The sequence below is a fragment of the Afipia sp. Root123D2 genome (assembly GCF_001425835.1).
Lineage (GTDB): Bacteria > Pseudomonadota > Alphaproteobacteria > Rhizobiales > Xanthobacteraceae > Afipia.
The window spans coordinates 381,723-402,609 of record NZ_LMDP01000002.1 but is presented as its reverse complement, the minus strand read 5'-3'; the positions used below and the strand labels follow the sequence as shown (position 1 = coordinate 402,609).

At 64.0% G+C, this 20,887-nt stretch carries 19 protein-coding genes; 9 read left to right on the top strand and 10 right to left on the bottom strand.

Annotation, left to right across the window (positions count from 1 at the left end; genetic code table 11):
• Window positions 1–57: 57 nt before the first annotated feature.
• Complete coding sequence (locus tag ASC80_RS11025; RefSeq protein ID WP_056296741.1) at window positions 58–930, top strand: DMT family transporter; 873 nt, start codon at window positions 58–60, stop codon at window positions 928–930.
• Window positions 931–954: 24 nt separating this feature from the next.
• Here the strand turns inward: ASC80_RS11025 and ASC80_RS11020 are convergent, their stop codons facing one another.
• Both ASC80_RS11020 and ASC80_RS11015 read right to left on the bottom strand, forming a co-directional pair.
• Window positions 955–1,725: an anti-sigma factor family protein gene (locus ASC80_RS11020; protein WP_056296738.1), complete on the bottom strand. Its 771-nt coding sequence runs from the start codon at window positions 1,723–1,725 to the stop codon at window positions 955–957.
• Between the two features lie 231 nt (window positions 1,726–1,956).
• The gene (locus tag ASC80_RS11015) at window positions 1,957–2,445 is read right to left on the bottom strand and encodes a sigma-70 family RNA polymerase sigma factor (RefSeq protein WP_056298734.1); all 489 of its coding nucleotides are present in this window, start codon (window positions 2,443–2,445) and stop codon (window positions 1,957–1,959) included.
• Between the two features lie 178 nt (window positions 2,446–2,623).
• Between ASC80_RS11015 and fabI the strand changes: the two genes are divergently transcribed.
• The 6 genes from fabI to ASC80_RS24395 all read left to right on the top strand — a co-directional run bounded on the left by fabI (window position 2,624) and on the right by ASC80_RS24395 (window position 8,336).
• Entirely contained in the window at window positions 2,624–3,442 is an 819-nt protein-coding gene (gene fabI, locus ASC80_RS11010; RefSeq protein ID WP_056296736.1) for an enoyl-ACP reductase FabI, read from the top strand.
• 163 nt (window positions 3,443–3,605) lie between these two features.
• Entirely contained in the window at window positions 3,606–4,205 is a 600-nt protein-coding gene (locus ASC80_RS11005) for a histidine phosphatase family protein (RefSeq protein ID WP_056296735.1), read from the top strand.
• A 306-nt stretch (window positions 4,206–4,511) separates the two neighbouring features.
• Window positions 4,512–5,594, top strand: a complete 1,083-nt coding sequence (gene aroC / locus ASC80_RS11000; RefSeq protein WP_056296732.1) for a chorismate synthase — start codon at window positions 4,512–4,514, stop codon at window positions 5,592–5,594.
• A gap of 204 nt (window positions 5,595–5,798) precedes the next feature.
• Window positions 5,799–7,019 carry an adenylate/guanylate cyclase domain-containing protein gene (locus tag ASC80_RS10995; RefSeq protein ID WP_056296729.1) on the top strand — a complete coding sequence of 407 codons (1,221 nt, stop codon included), beginning with the start codon at window positions 5,799–5,801 and terminating at the stop codon, window positions 7,017–7,019.
• Window positions 7,020–7,353: 334 nt separating this feature from the next.
• Window positions 7,354–7,920, top strand: a complete 567-nt coding sequence (locus ASC80_RS24400) for a hypothetical protein (protein WP_244487251.1) — start codon at window positions 7,354–7,356, stop codon at window positions 7,918–7,920.
• Entirely contained in the window at window positions 7,878–8,336 is a 459-nt protein-coding gene (locus tag ASC80_RS24395) for a GNAT family N-acetyltransferase (protein WP_244487250.1), read from the top strand. The genes ASC80_RS24400 and ASC80_RS24395 overlap by 43 nt, the downstream gene beginning before the upstream one ends.
• A 75-nt stretch (window positions 8,337–8,411) precedes the next feature.
• On the opposite strand, the gene ASC80_RS10985 is transcribed toward ASC80_RS24395, so the two are convergent.
• Window positions 8,412–10,103, bottom strand: a complete 1,692-nt coding sequence (locus ASC80_RS10985; protein ID WP_056296726.1) for a methyl-accepting chemotaxis protein — start codon at window positions 10,101–10,103, stop codon at window positions 8,412–8,414.
• A gap of 304 nt (window positions 10,104–10,407) precedes the next feature.
• On the bottom strand, window positions 10,408–12,090 hold the full coding sequence (locus tag ASC80_RS10980; RefSeq protein WP_056296723.1) for a methyl-accepting chemotaxis protein: 1,683 nt from the start codon (window positions 12,088–12,090) through the stop codon (window positions 10,408–10,410).
• A 347-nt stretch (window positions 12,091–12,437) separates the two neighbouring features.
• Between ASC80_RS10980 and ASC80_RS10975 the strand changes: the two genes are divergently transcribed.
• On the top strand, window positions 12,438–13,283 hold the full coding sequence (locus tag ASC80_RS10975; protein ID WP_056296719.1) for a DUF1194 domain-containing protein: 846 nt from the start codon (window positions 12,438–12,440) through the stop codon (window positions 13,281–13,283).
• Window positions 13,284–13,436: 153 nt separating this feature from the next.
• Here ASC80_RS10975 and ASC80_RS10970 read toward each other — a convergent pair whose 3' ends face one another.
• The 6 genes from ASC80_RS10970 to ASC80_RS10945 form a co-directional block, all read right to left on the bottom strand.
• Window positions 13,437–14,675 (bottom strand): class I SAM-dependent RNA methyltransferase, encoded by a 1,239-nt coding sequence (locus ASC80_RS10970; RefSeq protein ID WP_056298733.1) that lies wholly within the window; start codon window positions 14,673–14,675, stop codon window positions 13,437–13,439.
• A complete protein-coding gene (locus ASC80_RS10965) occupies window positions 14,668–15,399 on the bottom strand; it encodes a TlyA family RNA methyltransferase (protein WP_056296718.1) in 732 nt (243 codons plus the stop codon). Before ASC80_RS10965 ends, ASC80_RS10970 begins: the two co-directional genes overlap by 8 nt.
• Before the next feature lie 39 nt (window positions 15,400–15,438).
• Window positions 15,439–17,355 carry a 1-deoxy-D-xylulose-5-phosphate synthase gene (gene dxs, locus ASC80_RS10960; RefSeq protein ID WP_056296713.1) on the bottom strand — a complete coding sequence of 639 codons (1,917 nt, stop codon included), beginning with the start codon at window positions 17,353–17,355 and terminating at the stop codon, window positions 15,439–15,441.
• Between the two features lie 257 nt (window positions 17,356–17,612).
• Complete coding sequence (locus ASC80_RS10955) at window positions 17,613–17,864, bottom strand: exodeoxyribonuclease VII small subunit (protein ID WP_056298730.1); 252 nt, start codon at window positions 17,862–17,864, stop codon at window positions 17,613–17,615.
• A gap of 159 nt (window positions 17,865–18,023) precedes the next feature.
• A complete protein-coding gene (locus ASC80_RS10950) occupies window positions 18,024–18,953 on the bottom strand; it encodes a histone deacetylase family protein (RefSeq protein ID WP_056296710.1) in 930 nt (309 codons plus the stop codon).
• Window positions 18,954–19,011: 58 nt separating this feature from the next.
• Window positions 19,012–19,770: an enoyl-CoA hydratase-related protein gene (locus tag ASC80_RS10945; protein WP_056296706.1), complete on the bottom strand. Its 759-nt coding sequence runs from the start codon at window positions 19,768–19,770 to the stop codon at window positions 19,012–19,014.
• A gap of 126 nt (window positions 19,771–19,896) precedes the next feature.
• Here ASC80_RS10945 and ASC80_RS10940 point away from each other — a divergent pair, with 126 nt between their 5' ends.
• Complete coding sequence (locus tag ASC80_RS10940; RefSeq protein ID WP_056298727.1) at window positions 19,897–20,841, top strand: ring-cleaving dioxygenase; 945 nt, start codon at window positions 19,897–19,899, stop codon at window positions 20,839–20,841.
• Window positions 20,842–20,887: the final 46 nt, after the last annotated feature.

The window sequence follows — 20,887 nt, the reverse complement described above, 5'->3', positions numbered from 1 at the left end:
CGCCGCGAGACAGCGCCCGCTGCGGTCGGGAGATTTTTTGAGACATTTGCAGAAGCCATGAATCGAGCAAGGTGGATCGGCTTTCTGTGTCTCGGCATCACCGCGCTGGGCTGGGGCCTCAACTGGCCCGGCGTCAAGATCCTGTTGCGCGAATGGCCGCCGCTGTTCTCGCGCGGGCTGGCAGGCGTCGCGGCGGCGCTCATTCTGGCTGCGGTCGCGGCCGGGCGCGGCGAGCAACTGAAGGTTCCGCGCGAGGCGATTCCACGCTTGCTGTTCGCCGCGTTCACCAACGTCTTTGCGTGGATGGGCTTCACCAATATGGCGATGAAATGGATCAGCGTCAGCGAAGGTGCGCTGCTGGTCTATACGATGCCGATCTGGGCGACGCTGTTCGCCTGGCCGCTGCTCGGCACGCGGCCGACGTTGCGCGATGTCGCGGCGCTGGCGCTCGGCGTCACCGGCCTCGCCATCCTGTTCGGCGGGCAGGGTCTTTCGCTTGGCCACGACAAACTGCTGGGCGTGCTGCTGGCGCTGTCGTCGGCGATCCTGTTCGCGCTCGGCAATATTCTCAACCGCAAGCCGATTCCCGTGCCGCCGATCGCGCTGGTGGCCTGGCAGGTCGGGCTCGGGTGTCTCGCGATGGTCGTGCTGGGTGTCGCGTTCGAGAAGCCGGATTACGGGGCGCTGTCGGGCATCGGCTGGGCGGTGATGGCCTACATGACCATCATCCCGATGGGCATCTGCTACATGACGTGGTTCGAAACGCTGCGCCGGCTGCCGCCCGCCACCGCGTCGATCGGAATGCTGATCGTGCCGCCGATCGGAGTCGTGTCCGCCGCGCTGATCCTCGGCGAGCCGCTCGGCCTGCGCGAGGTCCTGGCGATGGCGATCACCCTCGGCGGCGTGATGCTCGCGCTCCAGAAGGCCTGATCGCACCCGCGCTTATGGCGCGCGTTACAATCCGGCCTTTTCGTTCTGGTCGTAGACCAGCCGCGCGACGTGCATCAGCTTCTCCTTGTCGGTCGGTCCCGACACCACATAACCGACGCCGTCCTCTGCCCAGAACATTGCGCCATCTTTGTCGCGCGCAGCGTAGCGCATCTGCGTCGCGTCGGATTTGGTGCGCGAGGTGTAGACCGTGAAGCGCTCGCCCGACGCGCTTTCATACATCAGGAACGCGGCAGGCCCGGCGGGGCCCGGCAGCAGGCGGCCGCCGACCAGCTTGAGCCCGGTCTTGTCGAGTTCGGGCGCACGCACCTGATAGCCGCAGCGCTTGCTCAGCCATTGCTGGAGATGGGCGCGTTCGCTGCCCGCCACCTCGACCGGATGACGCACCTCGACGACGTAAAGCTGGTGGGCCTCGAGCGCATCGCCGGTCAGGCTCGCGAACACCGACGGTTTGGCGGTGGCGCCATGCGCGACCCAGCCGACGCCGCCGCCGATCACGAATGCCGCGAGCGTCGCCGCGACCGCGCCGTAGATCCAGCGCCGCGGCTGTCGCGCGAGCCGCTCGATCTCGAGCCGCTTCGGCACCGATTCATCGGCAACGGAATCGTATTTGACGTGCAGTAGTTCGCCCATCGCGCGCCACGACGCGACCTGCGCGGCAGCATCCGGATGCGCGGCGAGCCATGTTTCCACCGCCGCGCGGCGCTCGGTAGGCAATTCGTTGTCCACGTAAGCGTGGAGTTCGTCCTCGGTGACGGGAATGCTGGTGTCAGTCATCGATGTGGTCTTTCGTCAAAAATTCCGTGTGTGCGTAGTCTTTCCCTCCCCCTTGTGGGGAGGGTGGCGCGCTGAGAGCGAAGCGAACAGCGCGCCGGGTGGGGGAAGTGCGGTTGTGTTTCGATACTCCCACCCCGGCCTCCGCTGCGCTCGGCCGACCCTCCCCACAAGGGGGAGGGAGGTCAGCATGCTTCCCGCCATGGACCGAATTCAATTTGTTCTCACCTCTCATCACTTCACCCGCCGCAGCGCCGGGCGCTGGCCTTCGAGAACGGCGCGGACCTGCGCGCGGGCGCGTGCGAGGCGCGACATCACGGTGCCGATCGGCACGCCTTGAATGTCGGCGACGTCGCGGTAACTCAGGCCTTCCAGCACCACCAGCAGCAGCACCGCGCGCTGGTCTTCCTGCAGCGTGTCGAGCGCGCGGGCGATGTCGCGGCCCTCGGCCTCGGTGCCGCTCGGCTCGGATTCGGTGTCGAGCCGCACGGTCATGTTCGGCTGCCGCGCCAGCGAGCGGCGGCGGTTGCGGTTGAGATTGGTTAAAATCGTATAGAGCCACGCGCGCAAATCGCCGCCGAGGAACAGCTTCTCGGAGCGCAGCGCCCGCACCAGCGTATCCTGCACGAGGTCGTCGGCGATATCGGTATCCCGTGTCAGTGCCCGCGCGTAGCGGCGCAGGGCCGGGATCATGGTTTCAACGCTGTGCCGGAAGTCGCTCATCTGTCGCCGATTGCTGGTGGCGGGCCGCCGGCTCAGCGGTCCCATGTGAATGATAACACCCTGTATTCGCAAGTATTCCGATATCTCGTGGCGGCGTCCCGCCCCGGGCGCTTGAACGGCCAAATCGCCTATGCCAAGAGGAGCGCGCATTTCACGCAGCAGCACGGGATTTCAGAACATGGCGGATAATATGGGCCTGATGCGCGGCAAGCGCGGGGTGATCCTGGGCGTCGCCAACAACCGCTCGATCGCCTACGGCATCGCCAAATCCTGCCGCGACCAGGGCGCGGAACTGGCGCTGACGTGGCAGGGCGACGCGCTGAAAAAGCGGGTCGAGCCGCTCGCCAAGGAACTCGGTGCGATCACGCTCGGCCATTGCGACGTCACCGATCCGGCGACCATCGATGCGGTGTTCGCCGAGGTGAAGAAGCAGTGGGGCAAGATCGACTTCGTCGTTCACGCCATCGCGTTCTCCGACAAGGATCAGCTCGACGGCCGCTATCTCGAGACCACGCAGGAGAACTTCTCCAAGTCGATGCTGATCTCGTGCTACTCGCTGACCGCGATCACCCAGCGCGCCGAACATCTGATGACCGACGGCGGTTCGATCCTGACGCTGACTTATTACGGCGCCGAGAAGTGGATGCCGCATTATAACGTGATGGGCGTGGCCAAGGCGGCGCTGGAGGCCAGCGTGCGTTATCTCGCCGCCGATCTCGGCGAGAAGAACATCCGCGTCAACGCGATTTCGGCGGGGCCGATCAAGACGCTCGCGGCGTCCGGCATCGGCGACTTCCGCTATATTCTCAAGTGGAACGAGTACAACGCGCCGCTGCGCCGGAACGTCTCGCAGGAGGAAGTCGGCGACAGCGCGATGTATCTGCTGTCCGACCTGTCGCGCGGCGTCACCGGCGAGGTTCATCACGTCGATGCCGGCTATCATGCCGTCGGCATGAAGAATCCCGCGTCGCCGGATATTTCGCTGGCGAAGGAGTAGTCGCCAAACAACTTGCGCCGCCGGCGCGTCTTGAATTCCATCTGTCATCACCGGGCTTGTCCCGGTGATCCCGATAAGGCAGGCACAATGCGTCCCTAAGCGGGATGGCCGGAACGACTCCAGCCATGACACTCGCAGACTTCTTTCGTGAGCTGACTCCCTAATGCCCAAACCCGTCGTCTATTACGTCCGCCACGGCCAGACCGAATGGAATGCTGCCGGCCGCTTTCAAGGTTCGCAGGACATTCCGCTCAACGACATCGGCAAGAGCCAGGCGATCCGCTCCGGCGAATTGCTCGCCGACATCCTGACGAACGATTCCCATGACCCTCGGAGGATTCCGTTCGTGTCGTCGCCGCTTGGGCGCGCACGCAACACGATGGAATTGCTGCGCGGCGCGCTCGGCGTGCCGCCGCACGGCTATCAGATCGACGATCGCCTGCGCGAGATTGGTTACGGCCACTGGGAAGGTTCGACGCTGATGCAGATGGAGCAATCGCATCCGGATGTGTTCGCCGAGCGCCAGATCGACAAGTGGGGTGTGCCGCCGCCCGGCGGCGAGAGCTACGCCTCGGTGACGCTGCGGATGCGCGACTGGTACGACTCGCTGTTGCAGGACACGGTCGCGGTGTCGCATGGCGGCTCGATGCGGGCGCTGCTGGTGGCGCTCGATGTCGAGACGCCGGTCGGCGCCGCCGATCTCACCATCGAGCAGGGCGTGGTCTATGTCTTCGCCGACGGGCAGGTGACGAAGCATAGTTGAGGGCGAATGCCCCGTTTGTGAGGTACCCCACCCGTTACGCTGTTCGCGCTGCTCACAGCGCGCCACCCTCTCCCACAAGGGGAGAGGGGAAAGAGGGCTCCGCGCTCTTAAGGTCATCACCGGGCTTGTCCCGGTGATCTCGCTTAGTTGGGCACGGTGTGTCCCTAAGCGGGATGGCCGGGACAAGCCCGGCCATGACGATCTCTGAATCTGACGATTTGACCCTTCCGTCCGCGCGGTTTACGACAGTAATTAATTGTTGTTTGTCAACATTAGTGCGGACAGTTCGCAGATCCGAGTTCACCCATGTCCTTCAACACCTTCGGCCATCTGTTTCGCGTCACCACCTTCGGCGAAAGCCACGGGGTGGCGATCGGCTGCGTGGTCGATGGCTGCCCGCCGAAAATTCCGCTGACGGTGGAGGAGATCCAGCGCGATCTCGACCGCCGCCGTCCGGGCCAGTCGCGCTTCACCACCCAGCGCCAGGAAGCCGATCAGGTCAAAATCCTGTCCGGCGTGATGGAGACTGAAAGCGGGCAGGTCACCACCGGCACGCCGATTGCGCTCATGATCGAGAACACCGATCAGCGTTCGAAGGATTATTCCGAGATCAAGGACAAGTTCCGTCCCGGTCACGCCGACTTCACCTATGAAGCGAAATACGGCCTGCGCGACTATCGCGGCGGCGGCCGCTCGTCGGCACGCGAAACCGCGACCCGTGTCGCTGCCGGCGCCATTGCCCGCAAGATCGTTCCGGGTCTCAATGTGCGTGCTGCGCTGGTGCAGATGGGACCGCACAAGATCGACCGCGCCAACTGGGACTGGAACGAGGTCGGCCGCAATCCGTTCTTCTGTCCCGACAAAACGAAAGCCGCGTTCTTCGCCGATTATCTCGACGATATCCGCAAGAAGGGGTCGTCGATCGGTGCGGTGGTTGAAGTGGTCGCCGAAGGCATGCCGGCGGGACTGGGCGCGCCGATTTACGGCAAGCTCGACAGCGATCTGGCATCGGCGCTGATGACCATCAACGCGGTCAAGGGTGTCGAGATCGGCGCCGGCTTCGGCGCGGCGGAGCTGCATGGCGAGGAAAACGCCGACGAAATGCGGATGGGCAACAACGGCCCGGTATTCCTGTCCAATCATGCCGGCGGCATTCTCGGCGGCATCTCCACCGGGCAGGCGGTGGTGGCGCGCTTTGCGGTCAAGCCGACGTCGTCGATCCTGACGCCGCGCAAGACCATCGAACGCAGCGGCGCCGACACCGATATCCTCACCAAGGGCCGCCACGATCCGTGCGTCGGCATCCGTGCGGTTCCGGTGGGCGAGGCGATGGTGGCATGTGTGATCGCCGATCATTTCCTGCGTCATCGCGGCCAGGTGGGCGGGTAGGTTCTCATTCTTCCCGAGGGAGCGTTGCAGTGCCCCGGATGCTGCGCAGCGCGATAGCGTGCGCTGCTGATCCGGGGCCGTTCCAGACTCCGAGCGTGGGACGGTCCCGGGTCTGCGAAGCAGCGTTGCACGCTGCATCGCGCACGGGACATGCTCGGCATAACCCTTGACCCTGCCGCATTCGTCAGCGCAAAAATACCGCGCATGTCCGAACCCACTGTTCAAACCATTTCCGTCAACAGCGTGATCGACTGGCTGGCCGACGGCGCGCGCTCGACGCCGCAGGTCGATCTCTTCATGACCGAGACTTGCGAGCGTCTGGTCGATTGCGGCATCCCGTTGTGGCGCGTCGGTGTGTTCGTTCGCACACTTCACCCCAGTATGCTGGGGCGAAATTTCGTGTGGCGGAGCGGTGAAGGAGTTTCGGTCGGCGCGATATCCCACGGCGACGAGCGCGAGGATTTCTTCCTCACCAGTCCGCTCGCAATCGTGTTCGAGCACGGTCGCGAGGTGCGGCAGCGCCTGATCGGCACGGATGCCAGCAACTCGCCGTTCTTCGCGGAAATGCGCGAGCAGGGCGCCACCGACTATCTGGCCTATCCCCTCCTGATGTCGGATGGCACGATCCACGCCTGCAGTTGGGTCACAAGGGACAACGGTGGCTTTACCGGCGCGCAGCTCGACGGCATCCGCGCCGTGATGCCGTCGCTGACCCGGATGATCGAGATTTTCCTGCTGCGCCGGACTGCGGCCGGCCTGCTCGACAACTATGTGGGCGCCGGCGCCGGTGCGCGGATTCTTGCGGGTCAGATCCGGCGCGGCCATACCGAAACCATGAACGCCGCGATCTGGCTGTCCGATCTGCGCGGGTTCACGCCGTTGTCGGACCGGCTGTCGCCGGAGGCGGTGGTCGAGATTCTCAATCGCTATTTCGACTGTCAGGTGCCGGCGATCCTCGATCATGGCGGCGAGGTGCTGAAGTTCATGGGCGACGGCCTGCTCGCTGTGTTTCCGATCGCGGCCGACGATAGCGATGCGGAAGCCGTGTGCGCCCGCGTGCTGGCGGCGGCGCGCAAAAGCCGGGAGAGCGTCGCGGCGATGACGTATGCCGACGGCGCCGATACGCTCGGCAGTTTCCGCTTCGGCCTCGCGCTGCATGTCGGCAAGGTGCTTTATGGCAATATCGGCGGCGGCAACCGGCTCGATTTTACCTGCATCGGCCCGGCGGTGAATCTCGCGGCCCGGATCGAGAAGATCGCAGGCCGCCTCAACCGCACAATTGTCGCATCGGCCGAATTCGCCCATCACGCCGGGACGGACTGGGCCGATCTCGGTCATTTTTCGGTAGCGGGTTTCGCTGCGCCCGAGCGCGTCTACGGATTACCGGACGAGAATACCGCCCACGGTCCGCTGGCTGACAAATAACCTTCAGCGCCAGCATTATTCCTATCAGTCCCGATTTCCTGAGAGGTGAAATCCGGAACTGCTCTATCGCCGATGCGTTTTGTTATTGACGACAACCGAGGACGGGGCGGCCGCGTGAACGCGGTCGGATCAAGGCCAGAACGGCGGATGGAGCAGCACATTCCGGATTCGGTCCATGAATCCCTGTCGGTCGGTCCGATCCGGCGCGACGAGCTACGGGCCTGCGAGGCATGGCCCGTCGCGTTCGCCGATCAGCGCAAGGATCATCGCTATTACGAGATTGTCGCGGATACGATCCGCGATCATTTCGATTACGGGTATTTCGCCATCCGCGATGCGGGCGGGCGGGCGGGTACTGGCGGTTCAGTCTTATTTCCTGCTCGATCAGGACGTGCTCGAAGGCATCAGGCTTGATCGCTCATCGCTGATCGCGCGCATTCGCCGCCGTTATCCGCGCTTCCTTAAACTGCGCACGTTGATGCTGGGATGCACGGCAGGCGAGGGGCATATTGCCCGCAGCGCGAAGCTGACTGCCGCGACGGTTGCCAAGGCGCTGTCGCGCGGGATTGTCGCGCAGGCGTGCGCGCTGGGTGCCCAGATGATAGTGCTCAAGGAATTTCCCCGCAAGGCCAGGCGCGAACTCGCGTGTTTCGAGCGCGCGGGATTCGGCCGTGCTCCCAGCATGCCGATGACGACGCTCGATATCGACTACGACAGTTTCGACGACTACATGGAGAAGGCGCTGAGCGCAAAAATGCGCCGCGACCTGCGCAAAAAATTCCGTGCCGCCGAGAGCGCCAATCTCGAAATGACGGTGACCATCAACGCGGCGAGCTTCATCGACGAGATCTATCCGCTTTGCAGATCTACGAACGCTCCAGTTTCCACTTCGAGAAACTGACCAAGGACTATTTCCGCCGTCTCGGCGACGAGATGAGCGACAAGGCGCGCTTTTTCACTTGGTACCGCGGCAACACGCTGATGGCGTTTGCGCTGTGCATGGTGCAGGACGACGATATCTATGCGGAGTATATCGGCCTCGATTACGCCTTCGCGCTCGATCTGCATCTCTATCACACCATTTCGCGCGACGTGATCAGCTGGGCGATGGCGCATGGCTACAAGCGGTTCCGCAGCAGCGGGCTGAACTACGATCCCAAGCTGCACATGCGCCACCGGCTCGATCCGATCGACCTTTACGTGCGCCATGTGTCGCCGGTCGCCAACTGGATCATGCAACTGGCGCTGCCGTGGATCGTGCCGGTGCGTTATGACGCGACGCTGCGGAAATTCGCCGATTACCGCCGGATGTGGTGAAGCGCGATCCAGACCACGCGCAAAAGAAAACGGCGGCCGGTGCGGCCGCCGTTTGCGTTCGGGATATAACGTCTATCAGGCCGCGCGCACCGTGGTCAGGAACTTCTGCACCTCGGTCTTGAGACGGGCGCTGTCGCTCGACAGCATCCGCGCCGAGGACAGGACCTGGCTCGAAGCGGCCCCGGTTTCGCCGGCGCCACGGCTGACATCGCCGATGCTTGTCGCGACCTGGCCGGACCGCTCGGCGGCCAACTGGACGCTGCGGGCGATTTCCTGCGTCGCCGCGCCTTGTTCTTCCACTGCGGCTGCGACGGTCGCCGAAATTTCGGAGATCAGGTTGATGGTGCTGCCGATCTCCTTGATCGTCGACACCGATTCCTGCGTCGCCGCCTGCATTCCGGCGATCTGCACGCTGATTTCGTCGGTGGCCTTGGCGGTCTGCGAGGCCAGCGCCTTCACTTCGGAGGCGACCACGGCGAAGCCGCGGCCGGCGTCGCCGGCACGCGCCGCCTCGATGGTGGCGTTGAGCGCCAGCAGGTTGGTCTGCTCGGCCACCGCGGTGATGAGCTTCACCACGTCGCCGATCCGCGCTGCCGCCTGCGACAGTTCGGTGATGCTGGTGTCGGTCTTCTGCGCCTGACGTACGGCGTCGTTGGCGATGCGGCTCGACTCCTGGACCTGACGGCTGATTTCGGCGACCGAGGAGGTGATCTCCTCGGTGGCGACCGACACCGACTGGACGTTGGCGGAGACTTCCTGCGACGCGGTTGCGGCCGAGCCGGAGATTTCGCCGGTGGTCTCGGCGGTGGTGGTCAAGGTGTTGGCTGCGGCCTCAAGCTCGGTCGAGGACGACGACAGCGAGTCGACCAGTTCGCCGATCAGCGACTCGAATTCGCGGGTAATGTTGTCGACCCGCTGGCCGCGCTGGATCTTGGCGTCGGCATCGCGCGCCGCGGCTTCGTCGGCGGCCCTCTTGGCGATCAGCGCGTCCTTGAAGACCTGCAGGGCACTCGCCATCGTCCCGATTTCGGTCTTCTCGCCCTGATGCGGAACATCGGCGGAGAGGTCGCCTTCGCCCAGCGCCCGCATCGGCATCACGATCGAGGCGATGCCGCGCGAAACGTCCCGGATCAGATAAATGCCGACGGCGATTCCGAGCACGGCGCAGATTCCGAGGATCGCTGACACGATCAGAAAGGCGAATTGATAGCTGCTGGTCGCCTGCGTCCCGGCGGCATCGGCGCCTTTGTTGTTGAGCTCGATGCTTTTTTCCAGAATCTTGTCGGCCTTCAATCCGATCAGGTTGACGCTGATCATATTCATTTCATGAGCGTCGTGGGTCGAGGTGCCGGAATTCTTGCGCGACAGCACGACGACTTCCTGCGCGCCCTTCTTGTAGTCGTCCCAGGTCTTGACCCAATCGTTATACAGCGCGCGTTCCTCGGGCGAGGTGATCCGCTTCTCGTACTCCTGGCGGATTTTCAGGTTGCTCTGGGCGAGCATCTCGAGAGTCTTTTCCTGCGCGATCTTTTCGTCTTCGGTCTCCACCAGCATGTGCTCCCGGAGCACGCTGCGATAGCTGGTCACGCCGGTGCGCAGTTCGCCGAGCAGGCGGACGCTGGGCAGCCAGTTGCTCTGGATGTCGGTGGCATTTGCGTTGATCGCCCGCATCTCTGCGATGGCCACCAGGCCAAGGCCGATCATGGCGACGAGCAGGAATGAAATGACAGTGATCAGTTTCGCGCGGATGGAGAATCTGGAGAGCATTTGCGAATTCCCTGGGTTTTTCTAACCCGTTGGCCGTGATGCGGCGGGCACCTGTAAGCGAGCGCGACTCCGGTCCTGTTCGGGGCTCGGAGTCGCGGTAGTAATCTCAGGTTTTTCGGTGAAATGTTCGTAAAGGTTTGGCCCGCGGCGGGCCAATCGGATGCGGTATTTGCGCAGTGGCGCCCGGCGTGGACCGCATGAGTGCGCGGAGGGGCAGTCTTGCGGGCCCTCGCGCCGGGCGCGGACTTCGCCGCGCCCGCTGCGCCTTGGCACTGCCTCGATCCCGGAGGCCTGAGGAATATCCTTACGCCGCGCGGATCGTGGTGATGAAGTTGTGCACCTCGGTCTGGAGATGCGTGCTTTCGCGGGATAGCGATTGCGCCGCCGCGAACACCTGCGCCGATGCCGCGCCGGTCTCGCTGTTGCCCTTGCTGACGTCGTTGATGTTGGTTGCGACCTGGGCGCTCAGTCCGGCGGCCTGCTGGACGTTGCGGGCGATTTCCTGGGTGGCGGCGCCTTGCTCCTCGACGGCGGCGGCGATCGTCGATGAAATCTCGGAGATCAGATTGATGGTGGTGCTGATCTCCCGGATCGTCGTCACCGAATCGTCGGTCGCGGCCTGCATCTCGGAGATCTGGGCGCCGATCTCGTCGGTGGCCTTGGCGGTCTGCGACGCCAGAGCCTTGACCTCGGAAGCCACCACGGCAAAGCCGCGGCCAGCTTCGCCAGCGCGCGCCGCCTCGATGGTGGCGTTGAGCGCCAGCAGGTTGGTCTGCTCGGCGATGGCGGTGATGAGCTTCACAACGTCGCCGATCCGCGCCGCGGCTTGCGACAGTTCGCTGATGCTGGAATTGGTCTTCTCGGCCTGATGGACCGCCTGCTTGGCGACCCGGCTCGATTCCAGCACCTGACGGCTGATTTCGTTGACCGACGAGGTGATCTCCTCGGTTGCCGCCGCGGTGGACTGGATGCTGTCGGACACGTCCTGCGAGGCCTTGGCGGCCGAGTTGGAGAGCTGGTTTGTGACGTCGGCAGCATTGGTCATGGTGCTCGCCGTCGCTTCCATTTCGGCGGATGCCGATGCAAGCGATCCGACCATCTCGCCGACCATCGCCTCGAACTTGCGCGTGATCTCGTCCACGGTTTCGGCGCGGCGCAGTTTGGCGCTGGCGTCCTGCGCCGCCACCTCGTCGGCGGATTTCTTGGCGATCATCGCGGTCTTGAACACCTGGACCGCGCCGGCGATCTGGCCGATTTCGGTGGATTCGCCCTGATGGGGAACGTCGGCGCTGAGATCGCCGTCGGCAAGCGAACGCATCGGCTTCAATACGGAGGCAATGCCGCTTGCGACATCGCGCACAACCAGAAATGCGGCCACTGCGCCCAGCGCGATGGCAATGGCGATCGCGACGAGCACGATCATGAATGCGTTGTCGTGAACCTCGTGAGCATGCAGGCCTGATCTTTCCGCGCCCTTGTCGCTGATCTCGACCATTTTCTTCAACACGGCATCCTGATCGCGACCGGCGGGTGTCGCTCGCTTGGCATTGATTTCGCGGGCACCGGCCGTGTCGCGCTTGCGCGCATGTTCGACGACCTCACGCGCGGCGGCCTGGAACGTCTGCCAGGTTGCGCTCAGCTGGTCGTGAAGGGCTTTTTCTTCAGGGGACGAAATCAGCGGCTGATACGCCTTGTTGGCGGCGTCGTAATCCTTGGTGCGGGCCGCGAGATTGCGCTCGATGTCGGCCATGAACTTTTCGTCCGGCTCCGTCAGGGTGTCACGCAGCACGGCGCGATAGCGCGCGGCCTGAATGCGGAGTTCGCTGAGATGGCGAATGCTCGGAAGCCAGCGGGTCTGGGTGTCCTGCGCGGCGGCATTGATGGCTCGCATTTCGACAACGGCAAATGCGCCCATGGCTCCGAGAGTCAACAGCAGGAGCGCAACGAGCGTGATCAGTTTGGTGCGAATGGAGAGCCTGGATAGCATTGTCGAAATCCTCAAGTGGCCGTTCTAGCCGGCGGAAAATCTGAAGGCGTGATTCTGCGGCGACCGGACGGGCGTCCGGATCCGGGGCAGGATCGAGATGGTGGCGAGTTCCAATCGGATGCCGGCGCATTTGGGTGGCGGGGGCAGCCGCGCCTCAACCGTAGGAAAATTAGGTGAAATGTTGGTAAATATTGGCCATTTACGGCCTTTTTTCGGGCAAACCAGCCTCGGTTCATCTACCCCATCATACCGATGAGCGCACTTTCGCGGCCTGAATCGGATTCCATCTTTTGCGCGGCGCGGGCTCGTGTCACCATCATGCCGGGGATGACGACGGGAGGACCACAATGCGTTGGTGTGTCTCGATCGGAGCGGCGCTCGCCGCCGCAGCCTTGGTCGGCGGAGATGTGGCCGGAGTGGCCGCTCCCGCGCCCAAGCTCAGCCAGAACCAGCCAGTCGATGAATCGAAACGCGTCGATGTCGAACTGATCCTTGCCGTCGATGTATCCTACTCGATGGACATGGATGAACTGGCGGTGCAGCGCGAGGGTTACGCGCAGGCGGTGATCTCCAGCGAATTCCTCCAGGCGCTCAAGACCGGGCCGACCGGCAAGATCGCAGTCACCTATTTTGAATGGGCGGCATCGCACGACCAGAAGGTCATCATCCCGTGGCGGATCATCGACGGCCCGGAATCGGCCGGCGCGGTCGCCGAGGAAATCCTCAAGGCGCCGCTGCGCCGCGCGTCGCGCACCTCGATTTCCGGCGCGATTAATTTCGGCATGGGGCTGTTTGCGGACAATCCGTATCGCGGATTGCGCCGGGTCATCGACGTCTCCGGCGACGGCCCCAACAACAATGGCGAGCCGGTGACGGTTGCGCGCGACGCGGCGCTCGCCAAGGGCGTGGTCATCAACGGGTTGCCCTTCATGGTCAAGGAAACCAACGCCGCGACGATGGATATCGAGAACCTCGATGTCTATTACGAGGATTGCGTGATCGGCGGGCCGGGGTCGTTTGTGGTCGCGATCCAGGGTCGCGACAAATTCAACGAAGCGATCCGCACCAAACTGGTGATGGAGGTGGCGGGCAGGGTGCCGGAACGTCCGGTGATCCCGGCGGCAGCACCGCAGCCACGCGTGTCGTGCCTGATCGGCGAGAAGATCTGGCAGGACCGCTGGGGACGGTATTGAGAGCGTTTTCAGATTCTGTGGTGTGTGTCCCGAGGTGAGACGCAGCGTGAAACGCTGCCTCGCAGAACCGGGCCTTTCCACATTCGGAAGCTGGAACGGCCCCGGATCAGTGGCGGATCGCTGCACGCTGCGCAGCGTCCGGGGCAAGCTCATTCAGCGCCGGAACCGCGCCACCAGTTCGACATGCGGCGTGTGACGGAACTGATCGACCGGCGTGACGCTGTCCAGCTTGAAGCCGCCGTCGATCAGGATGCGGGCGTCGCGTGCGAAGGTCGCCGCGTTGCACGACACCGCCACCACATGGGCGATCTTGCTGGCGGCGAGTTGCCGGCACTGCGCCTCCGCGCCCTGGCGCGGTGGATCGAACACCACGCAATCGTAGTCGCGCAGTTCCTGCGGCATCAGCGGACGGCGAAACAGATCGCGGGTCTCGGCCTTGATCGGCTTTAATCCCTGCGTCGCCTTGATGGCGTTACGCAGCGCAGTCACCGCCGGCTCGTCGCTGTCGAACGCGGTGACGCGGAATTTTTCCGCCAGCCGCAACGCGAACGGGCCGATGCCGCAAAACAGGTCGGCGATGTGCTTCGCGCCCTTGCAACGCTCGAACGCAAGACGGGCCAGCGTCTCCTCGCCCGCGACGGTCGGCTGCATGAACGATCCCGGCGGCAGCGTCACTTGTGCGCGGCCGATCTGTATCACGGGCGGCGCGCGCATGATGACCAGTTCGCCGTGCCGCGTCAGCCGCGCCAGATTGTGCTTCGCCGCGAGTTTTGAAATCTCGGTCAGCAGCGCGGTCGTCAACGGACCGGAGCCGCGCACATCGACATCGAGACCGTTGTCGGCCGCGGTGATCTGGATGTCGAGCGGCTTATTGGCAGGCTCGAGCGCTTCGGCGAGATCGTTCGCGGCATTGATCGCGCCATGCAGCGCCGGATCGAGGATCGGGCAACGGTCGATGGCGATAATCTCGTGTTGTCCTGCTGCAGCAAAGCCCGTGCGCAGGACACCATTCTGGCTGCGGCGGGCATGAAACACCACGCGCCGCCGCCCGCTGCCGTGAGCGTCGATGAGATCCCCGACCTCGCATTGAATGTTCGCATGCGCCAGAGCATCGACCACCAGTTGCCGTTTCCACGCGCGATAGGCGTCCGGCTGCCAGTGCTGGATCGCGCAGCCGCCGCAGGTGCCGAAATGCAGGCAGAACGGTGCGATGCGCTCGGGGCTTTCTCGCTCAACGCGCAGCAGGTGTTTGCGGTCGGGATGGCCCGGCACATCGTCCGCTTCGACGATTTCGCCACCCAGCGCATAAGGCACATAGATTGGACTGCTGCCGGCATGAACGACGCCGTCACCACGATGGCCGACATGATCGATCGTCAGGCGTTCAACCACGGCGCGCGCCGATGAAGAATTCGCGGTTGCCGTCACCGCCGAGAATCGCGGACGGGAAGACCTCGATGTCGGTGCAGCCGAGCGAGGCGACGAACGCCGCAATGTCGTCGCATACCGCGCGATGCACGGCCTCGTCGCGCACGATGCCTTTCTTGGCGAGCTTGCGGTCAGCCTCGAATTGCGGCTTGATCAGCGCCAGCAGGTGCATCGGCGACGCGGCCAGCGGCAGGACGGCAGGCAGCACCAGCTTCAGCGAAATGAAACTGACGTCGATCACCACGATATCCGGACGGATTTCGAGACGTTTGCCGGCGAGTGAGCGGATGTCGGTATTCTCCATCGAGACGATTTTCGGATTGCCATGCAGGCTCGGATGCAACTGCGCGGTGCCGACATCGATGGCGTAGACGAGACTCGCGCCATTCGCGAGCAGCACTTCGGTGAAGCCGCCGGTCGAGGCGCCGACGTCGATGCAGACATGATCCTCGATCTCGATGGGATATTGCTCGAGCGCCGCCGCCAGCTTGACGCCGCCACGCGACACCCACGGATGCGCCGGTTCGGCGTCGATCACGGCGTCTGATGGAATTGTCTCTGACGGTTTCGCAATGGTCTTGCCGTTGGCGGTGACGCGACCGGCCTCGATCGCGGCTTGCGCCCGCGCGCGGCTTTCGAAGATTCCGCGTTCAACCAGCAGAAGATCGGCGCGTTGCCGTTCGGCCATGTCGCCTCTTTCAAAGTCAACGTCGTCAGGCGTGCGGCGTCACGCCAGCTTGGTCGAGGCCGCGTCCTTGCCCAGCGCCTCGAACACCTTGGCGACGATGCCCTTGGCGACGAGGCCGGCTTCGGCATACATCGCCGCCGGCGAGTCGTGATCGATGAAGGTGTCCGGCAGCACCATGGGGCGCACGCGCACACCGCCATCGAGCGCGCCATGGTCGGCCAGCGCCTGGATGACATGGGTGCCGAAGCCGCCGATCGCGCCTTCCTCGACGGTAATGAGCACCTCGTGATCGCGCGCGAGCTTGAGCACCATGTCGATATCGAGCGGCTTCATGAAACGCGCATCGGCCACTGTGGCCGACAGTCCGTGGCTTGCGAGTTCATCGGCGGCCTTGAGGCATTCGCCAAGCCGCGCGCCGAACGACAGCAGCGCCACCTTGGAGCCCTCGCGCATGATGCGGCCCTTGCCGATGTCCAGCGGCACGCCGAATTCCGGCATCTCGACGCCACGGCCTTCGCCGCGCGGATAGCGCAACGCGCTGGGCCGGTCATCGAGTGCGACCTGCGTCGCCACCATGTGGACGAGATCGGCTTCATCGGCGGCCGCCATGATGACGAAGCCGGGGAGGCAGCCGAGATAGGTGTTGTCGAACGAACCGGCATGGGTCGGGCCGTCGGCGCCGACGAGACCCGCGCGGTCGAGCGCGAAGCGCACCGGCAGGCCCTGGATCGCGACGTCGTGCACGACCTGATCGTAGCCGCGCTGCAGGAAGGTCGAATAGATCGCGACGAACGGCTTGAAGCCTTCGGTGGCGAGACCGGCGGCGAAGGTCACTGCGTGCTGTTCGGCGATGCCGACATCGAAGGTGCGCTTCGGGAACGCCTTGCCGAACATATCGACGCCGGTGCCGCCGGGCATCGCCGCGGTGATGGCGACGATCTTGTCGTCCTTTTCGGCTTCCTTGATCAGGCTCTGGCCGAACACGCTGGTGTAGGATGGCGCATTGGACTTCGCCTTGACCTGCGCGCCGGTGGCGACGTCGAACTTCACCACGCCATGATATTTGTCGGGGGAGGCTTCGGCCGGGGCATATCCTTTGCCCTTTTGCGTGACGACATGAATCAGGATCGGGCCGTTCCCTGCATCGCGTACGTTCTTCAGCACAGGCAACAGGTGATCGAGATTGTGGCCGTCGATCGGGCCGACATAGAAGAAGCCCAGCTCCTCGAACAGCGCGCCGCCGGTCACCATGCCGCGGGCGTATTCCTCGGCGCGCAGCGCGCGGTCCTCGAAGAATTTCGGCAGCCGGTGGGCGAGGTTTTTCAGAATCTCCCGCGCTGAGCCGTAGGTCTGGCTGGAGATCAGCCGCGCCAGATAGGCAGACATCGCGCCGACCGGCGGGGCAATCGACATGTCGTTGTCGTTGAGGATGACGATCAGGCGCGAGTCGAGCGCGCCGGCATTGTTCATCGCCTCGTAGGCCATGCCGGCGGACATCGAGCCGTCGCCGATCACGGCGATCACGTTGTTCTTGCCGCCCTGAATATCGCGCGCGACTGCCATGCCGAGGCCGGCGGAAATCGAGGTCGATGAATGGGCCGCGCCGAACGGATCGTATTCGCTCTCGGTGCGCTTGGTGAATCCCGACAGGCCGCCGCCGGTGCGCAGGGTGCGGATGCGGTCGCGCCGCCCGGTGAGTATCTTGTGCGGGTAGGCCTGATGGCCGACGTCCCAGATGATGCGGTCGCGCGGCGTGTCGAACACGTAGTGCAGCGCCGTGGTCAGTTCGACGACACCGAGGCCTGCGCCGAGATGTCCGCCGGTCACGGAGACGGCGTCGATGGTCTCCTGCCGCAGCTCGTCGGCGAACTGGCGCAACTGCTCGGGCTTGAGCTTGCGCAGCAGGTCCGGCGTCGGCGCGGCGTCGAGAAGGGGCGTGGGTCGCGGGTTTGACACGTGCGGTATCCGAAATGGTTTGGGGTGCGCCGGGCCCCCGAAAGGGGAAATCGCAAGGCGGACCCGTGACTTATAACAATTCAAAAGCGATGCCAATCCACCGTGCGGGAAAAGGTGGTTTCCCCGCGCGGCGTAAGCGGCTGAAAACAGACAAGAAATCAGCCCCGATCATTGGTGTCGGGACGATCGTTCCGGTTCAATGGAATTATAGTACCGGGAAGGGTGCGTCCGGCCTGAATTTTCAGGGCGCGCAGCGGCTACTTAACGTCGAGCGGTTCGGTGCCCGCCGGCTGGCCATTGGCGTCGGTGGTGATCTTGTCGACGCGCGCCTCGGCCTGGCGCAGCAGTTCCTCGCAGCGCCGCTTCAGGCTTTCGCCGCGCTCATAGATCGCGACCGATTCCTCGAGCGGCACCTTGCCGTCCTCAAGGCGCTTGACGATCGATTCCAGCTCCTCGATGGCGCGTTCGAAGCTGAGCTTCTTGACGTCCGCGTGGGCAGTGTCGGCCATTGTGTTGCGTTCCTGAATCGATTGAATGGTGCGCAAAATCTAGGAGCGATTTGCGGGGGCATTGTGGCTGCAATGTAGCGGGAGATTCCCGCGTTGTCATGGGCAGGGACGACACCGTGGAATTGTCACGCCCGCGCATGACATATCCTTTGTACAGGTCTACTTCCCGATCAGCGCCGTCACATGCTCGGTCACCGAGTCGTGCAGACCCTTCAGGTCGTAGCCGCCCTCAAGCACCGAGACGACGCGGCCCTGCGCGGTTTCATCGGCCAGCTCCATCAGCTTTCGCGTCACCCAGCCGAAGTCCTGCTCGCTGAGCTGGATGTTGGCGAGCGGATCGCGCCAGTGCGCGTCGAAGCCGGCAGAAATCACGATCAGCTCCGGCGCGAACTTTTTCAGTTGCGGCAGGATCATGCCTTCGAACGCCTGGCGGAATTTCGGGCCGCCGTCGCCGGGGTGTAGCGGCGCGTTGACGACGGTGTCGTGTTCGCCCCGTTCCGAGGTCGCGCCGGTGCCGGGAAACAGCGGCATCTGGTGCGTCGAGCAATACATCACGGTGGGATCGGACCAGAAAATATCCTGCGTGCCGTTGCCGTGATGGACGTCGAAATCGACCACCGCGGCGCGCGTGATGCCGTACTTGCGCTGCGCGTAGCGCGCCGCGATCGCGGCATGGTCGAAGAAACAGAAGCCCATCGGCTTCGCCGTCTCGGCGTGATGGCCGGGCGGACGCGTCGCGACAAAGGCGTTGGCCGCCTTGCCGGTCATCACCGCATCGGTTGCGGCGACTGCGCCGCCGACGCCGCGCATCACCGCTTCCCATGTGCCCGGCGACATCGAGGTGTCGCCGTCGATATAGACGATGCCGTCCTTCGGCGCGATGTGGCGCAGCTCGTCGATGTAATGCTCGTTGTGGCACAGCGCGACGGTATCCAGCGAGCCTTCCGGCGCCGGCTCGCGCACCAGATCGTTGAACTGCGGTGCCGCCAGCGCTTCCTCGACTGCCTTCATTCGCGCCGGGCGCTCTGGGTGTCCTTCGGGAGTTTCATGATGAAAGGAGGCGGAATGGCTGAGCAGAAGTGTTGTCATGATCGGGCAGGTGTCCTGTACGCAAGTGTCCTGTAGCAAAATGTGTCGCGGTCGGCGGTCAGGCTTTCTTCCGGGCGAAGAACGCGTTGAAAGCGGCGACCGCTTCCTGTGAGGTCATGCGCTCGCCGAACAGTTTGCTCTCGTGATCGATGCGGCGCATCAGGTCTTCCGGCGGCGTCTTGAGCAGCTTGCGCGACAGCGCCACGGCCTCGGCGGGCAGAGCGCAAATCTGGCGCGCGATCTTGCGCGCTTCATCCTCGGCATGGCCGGGCGCGACAACGGCGTTGACGAAACCAGCCTGCTTGGCATCCTCGGCGCTGATCTTCTGTCCCATCACCAGCATTGCGAACGCCCGCTGATGGCCCATCGCCATCGGCACCAGCAGGCTCGATGCGCCTTCCGGAACGAGGCCGAGATGAATGAACGGAGTCGAGAAGCTCGCCGCGGTGCTGGCGATGACGTAGTCGCAATGAAAGATCATCGTGGTGCCGACGCCGACCGCAACGCCGTCCACCGCCGCGACCAGCGGTTTGGCGTTATGCGCGAGTGAGCGCAGGAAGTTGATCGCATTCATCGGCCGGTCGCCAGTCGAATTGCCGCTGGCCTTGAGGAAGTCGTCGAGGTCGTTGCCGGCGGTGAAGGCGCCGGCGCCGCCGCTGATGACCAGACAGCGAATCTTGGAATCGGTCTGCGCACCGTCGATGGCCCGGCTGATCGCAGCGTACATGTCCTGCGTCAGCGCGTTCTTCTTGTCAGGCCGCCGCAGCGTGATGACGCGCGTCGCGTCGTCATCGGTGGCAGTCACATTGTCGGTCATCGGTCATCCCCGGTTTGGAAAACGGCACCGCTGGCAATCGGTTCCCGGCCACCTTACATGATCCGGAATGGTGCCAATATTGATAATGACCGGCTTTATGAAAGCTATTTTGCCAGGAGAAACCCGATGCAGCTCACCGGCATTCATCATCTGACCGCGATTTCGGCCCACGCGAAGGAAAATGTGGCGTTCTATACCGGCGTTCTTGGGATGCGGCTGGTGAAGAAGACCGTCAATCAGGATGATGTCAGCGCGTATCATCTGTTTTATGCCGACGGCAAGGCCAGCCCCGGAACTGACCTGACCTTCTTCGACTGGCCGGCGGCCCGCGAACAGCGCGGCACCCGCAGCGTGTCACGCACCGGTCTGCGCGTTGCCGGCGAAAAAAGTCTCGGCTTCTGGCGCGATCGTTTCATCAAGCTCGGCGTTCACACCGGCAGCGTCACCGAAGTCGATAGCCGCCTGACCCTGCCGTTCGAAGATCCCGAGGGCCAGCGGTTCGTGCTGGTGGACGACAGCACCGGCGAGGCGCATCCGTGGGAGAAAAGCCCGGTGCCTGCCGAGCATCAGATTCGCGGGCTCGGCCCGATCGTGCTCAACGTGCCGGATCTGGCGCGCACCGCCCGCGTGCTTGTCGATGTCATGAACATGCGGCGGGTGCGCGACTATGCATCGCCCGACAGCGAGCATCGCATCCACGTTTTCGAGATGGGCAAGGGCGGACCGGCGGCCGAACTGCATGTGATCGAGCAGAGCGATCTGCCGGCGTCGCGGCAGGGCGCGGGCGGCGTGCATCACGTCGCGTTCCGCACGCCCGACGAGGCGCAGTACCACGCATGGGCGTGGCGGCTCAACGAGGTCGGGCTGCACAACAGCGGCGAGGTCGACCGCTTCTATTTTCGCAGTCTGTATTTCCGCGAGCCGAACGGCATCCTGTTCGAGATCGCGACCGACGGGCCGGGCTTCGCCACCGACGAGCCGATGGAAACACTCGGCGAGAAGCTGGCGCTGCCGCCGTTCCTCGAACCGCGCCGCAAGGAAATCGAGGCGGGGCTAAAGCCGCTGGGGTGAGGGGCGTGATGTGCGTTGTCGGGCGCTCAACACTCCGGGTCGTCCC

Bases quoted from the DNA above. Each gene is read 5' to 3' on its own strand.
- ASC80_RS11025 (WP_056296741.1), top strand. From the start codon at position 58: ATGAATCGAGCAAGGTGGATCGGCTTTCTGTGTCTCGGCATCACCGCG.
- ASC80_RS11020 (WP_056296738.1), bottom strand. From the start codon at position 1,725: ATGACTGACACCAGCATTCCCGTCACCGAGGACGAACTCCACGCTTAC.
- ASC80_RS11015 (WP_056298734.1), bottom strand. From the start codon at position 2,445: ATGAGCGACTTCCGGCACAGCGTTGAAACCATGATCCCGGCCCTGCGC.
- fabI (WP_056296736.1), top strand. From the start codon at position 2,624: ATGGCGGATAATATGGGCCTGATGCGCGGCAAGCGCGGGGTGATCCTG.
- ASC80_RS11005 (WP_056296735.1), top strand. From the start codon at position 3,606: ATGCCCAAACCCGTCGTCTATTACGTCCGCCACGGCCAGACCGAATGG.
- aroC (WP_056296732.1), top strand. From the start codon at position 4,512: ATGTCCTTCAACACCTTCGGCCATCTGTTTCGCGTCACCACCTTCGGC.
- ASC80_RS10995 (WP_056296729.1), top strand. From the start codon at position 5,799: ATGTCCGAACCCACTGTTCAAACCATTTCCGTCAACAGCGTGATCGAC.
- ASC80_RS24400 (WP_244487251.1), top strand. From the start codon at position 7,354: ATGCGGGCGGGCGGGCGGGTACTGGCGGTTCAGTCTTATTTCCTGCTC.
- ASC80_RS10985 (WP_056296726.1), bottom strand. From the start codon at position 10,103: ATGCTCTCCAGATTCTCCATCCGCGCGAAACTGATCACTGTCATTTCA.
- ASC80_RS10980 (WP_056296723.1), bottom strand. From the start codon at position 12,090: ATGCTATCCAGGCTCTCCATTCGCACCAAACTGATCACGCTCGTTGCG.
- ASC80_RS10975 (WP_056296719.1), top strand. From the start codon at position 12,438: ATGCGTTGGTGTGTCTCGATCGGAGCGGCGCTCGCCGCCGCAGCCTTG.
- ASC80_RS10965 (WP_056296718.1), bottom strand. From the start codon at position 15,399: ATGGCCGAACGGCAACGCGCCGATCTTCTGCTGGTTGAACGCGGAATC.
- ASC80_RS10955 (WP_056298730.1), bottom strand. From the start codon at position 17,864: ATGGCCGACACTGCCCACGCGGACGTCAAGAAGCTCAGCTTCGAACGC.
- ASC80_RS10950 (WP_056296710.1), bottom strand. From the start codon at position 18,953: ATGACAACACTTCTGCTCAGCCATTCCGCCTCCTTTCATCATGAAACT.
- ASC80_RS10945 (WP_056296706.1), bottom strand. From the start codon at position 19,770: ATGACCGACAATGTGACTGCCACCGATGACGACGCGACGCGCGTCATC.
- ASC80_RS10940 (WP_056298727.1), top strand. From the start codon at position 19,897: ATGCAGCTCACCGGCATTCATCATCTGACCGCGATTTCGGCCCACGCG.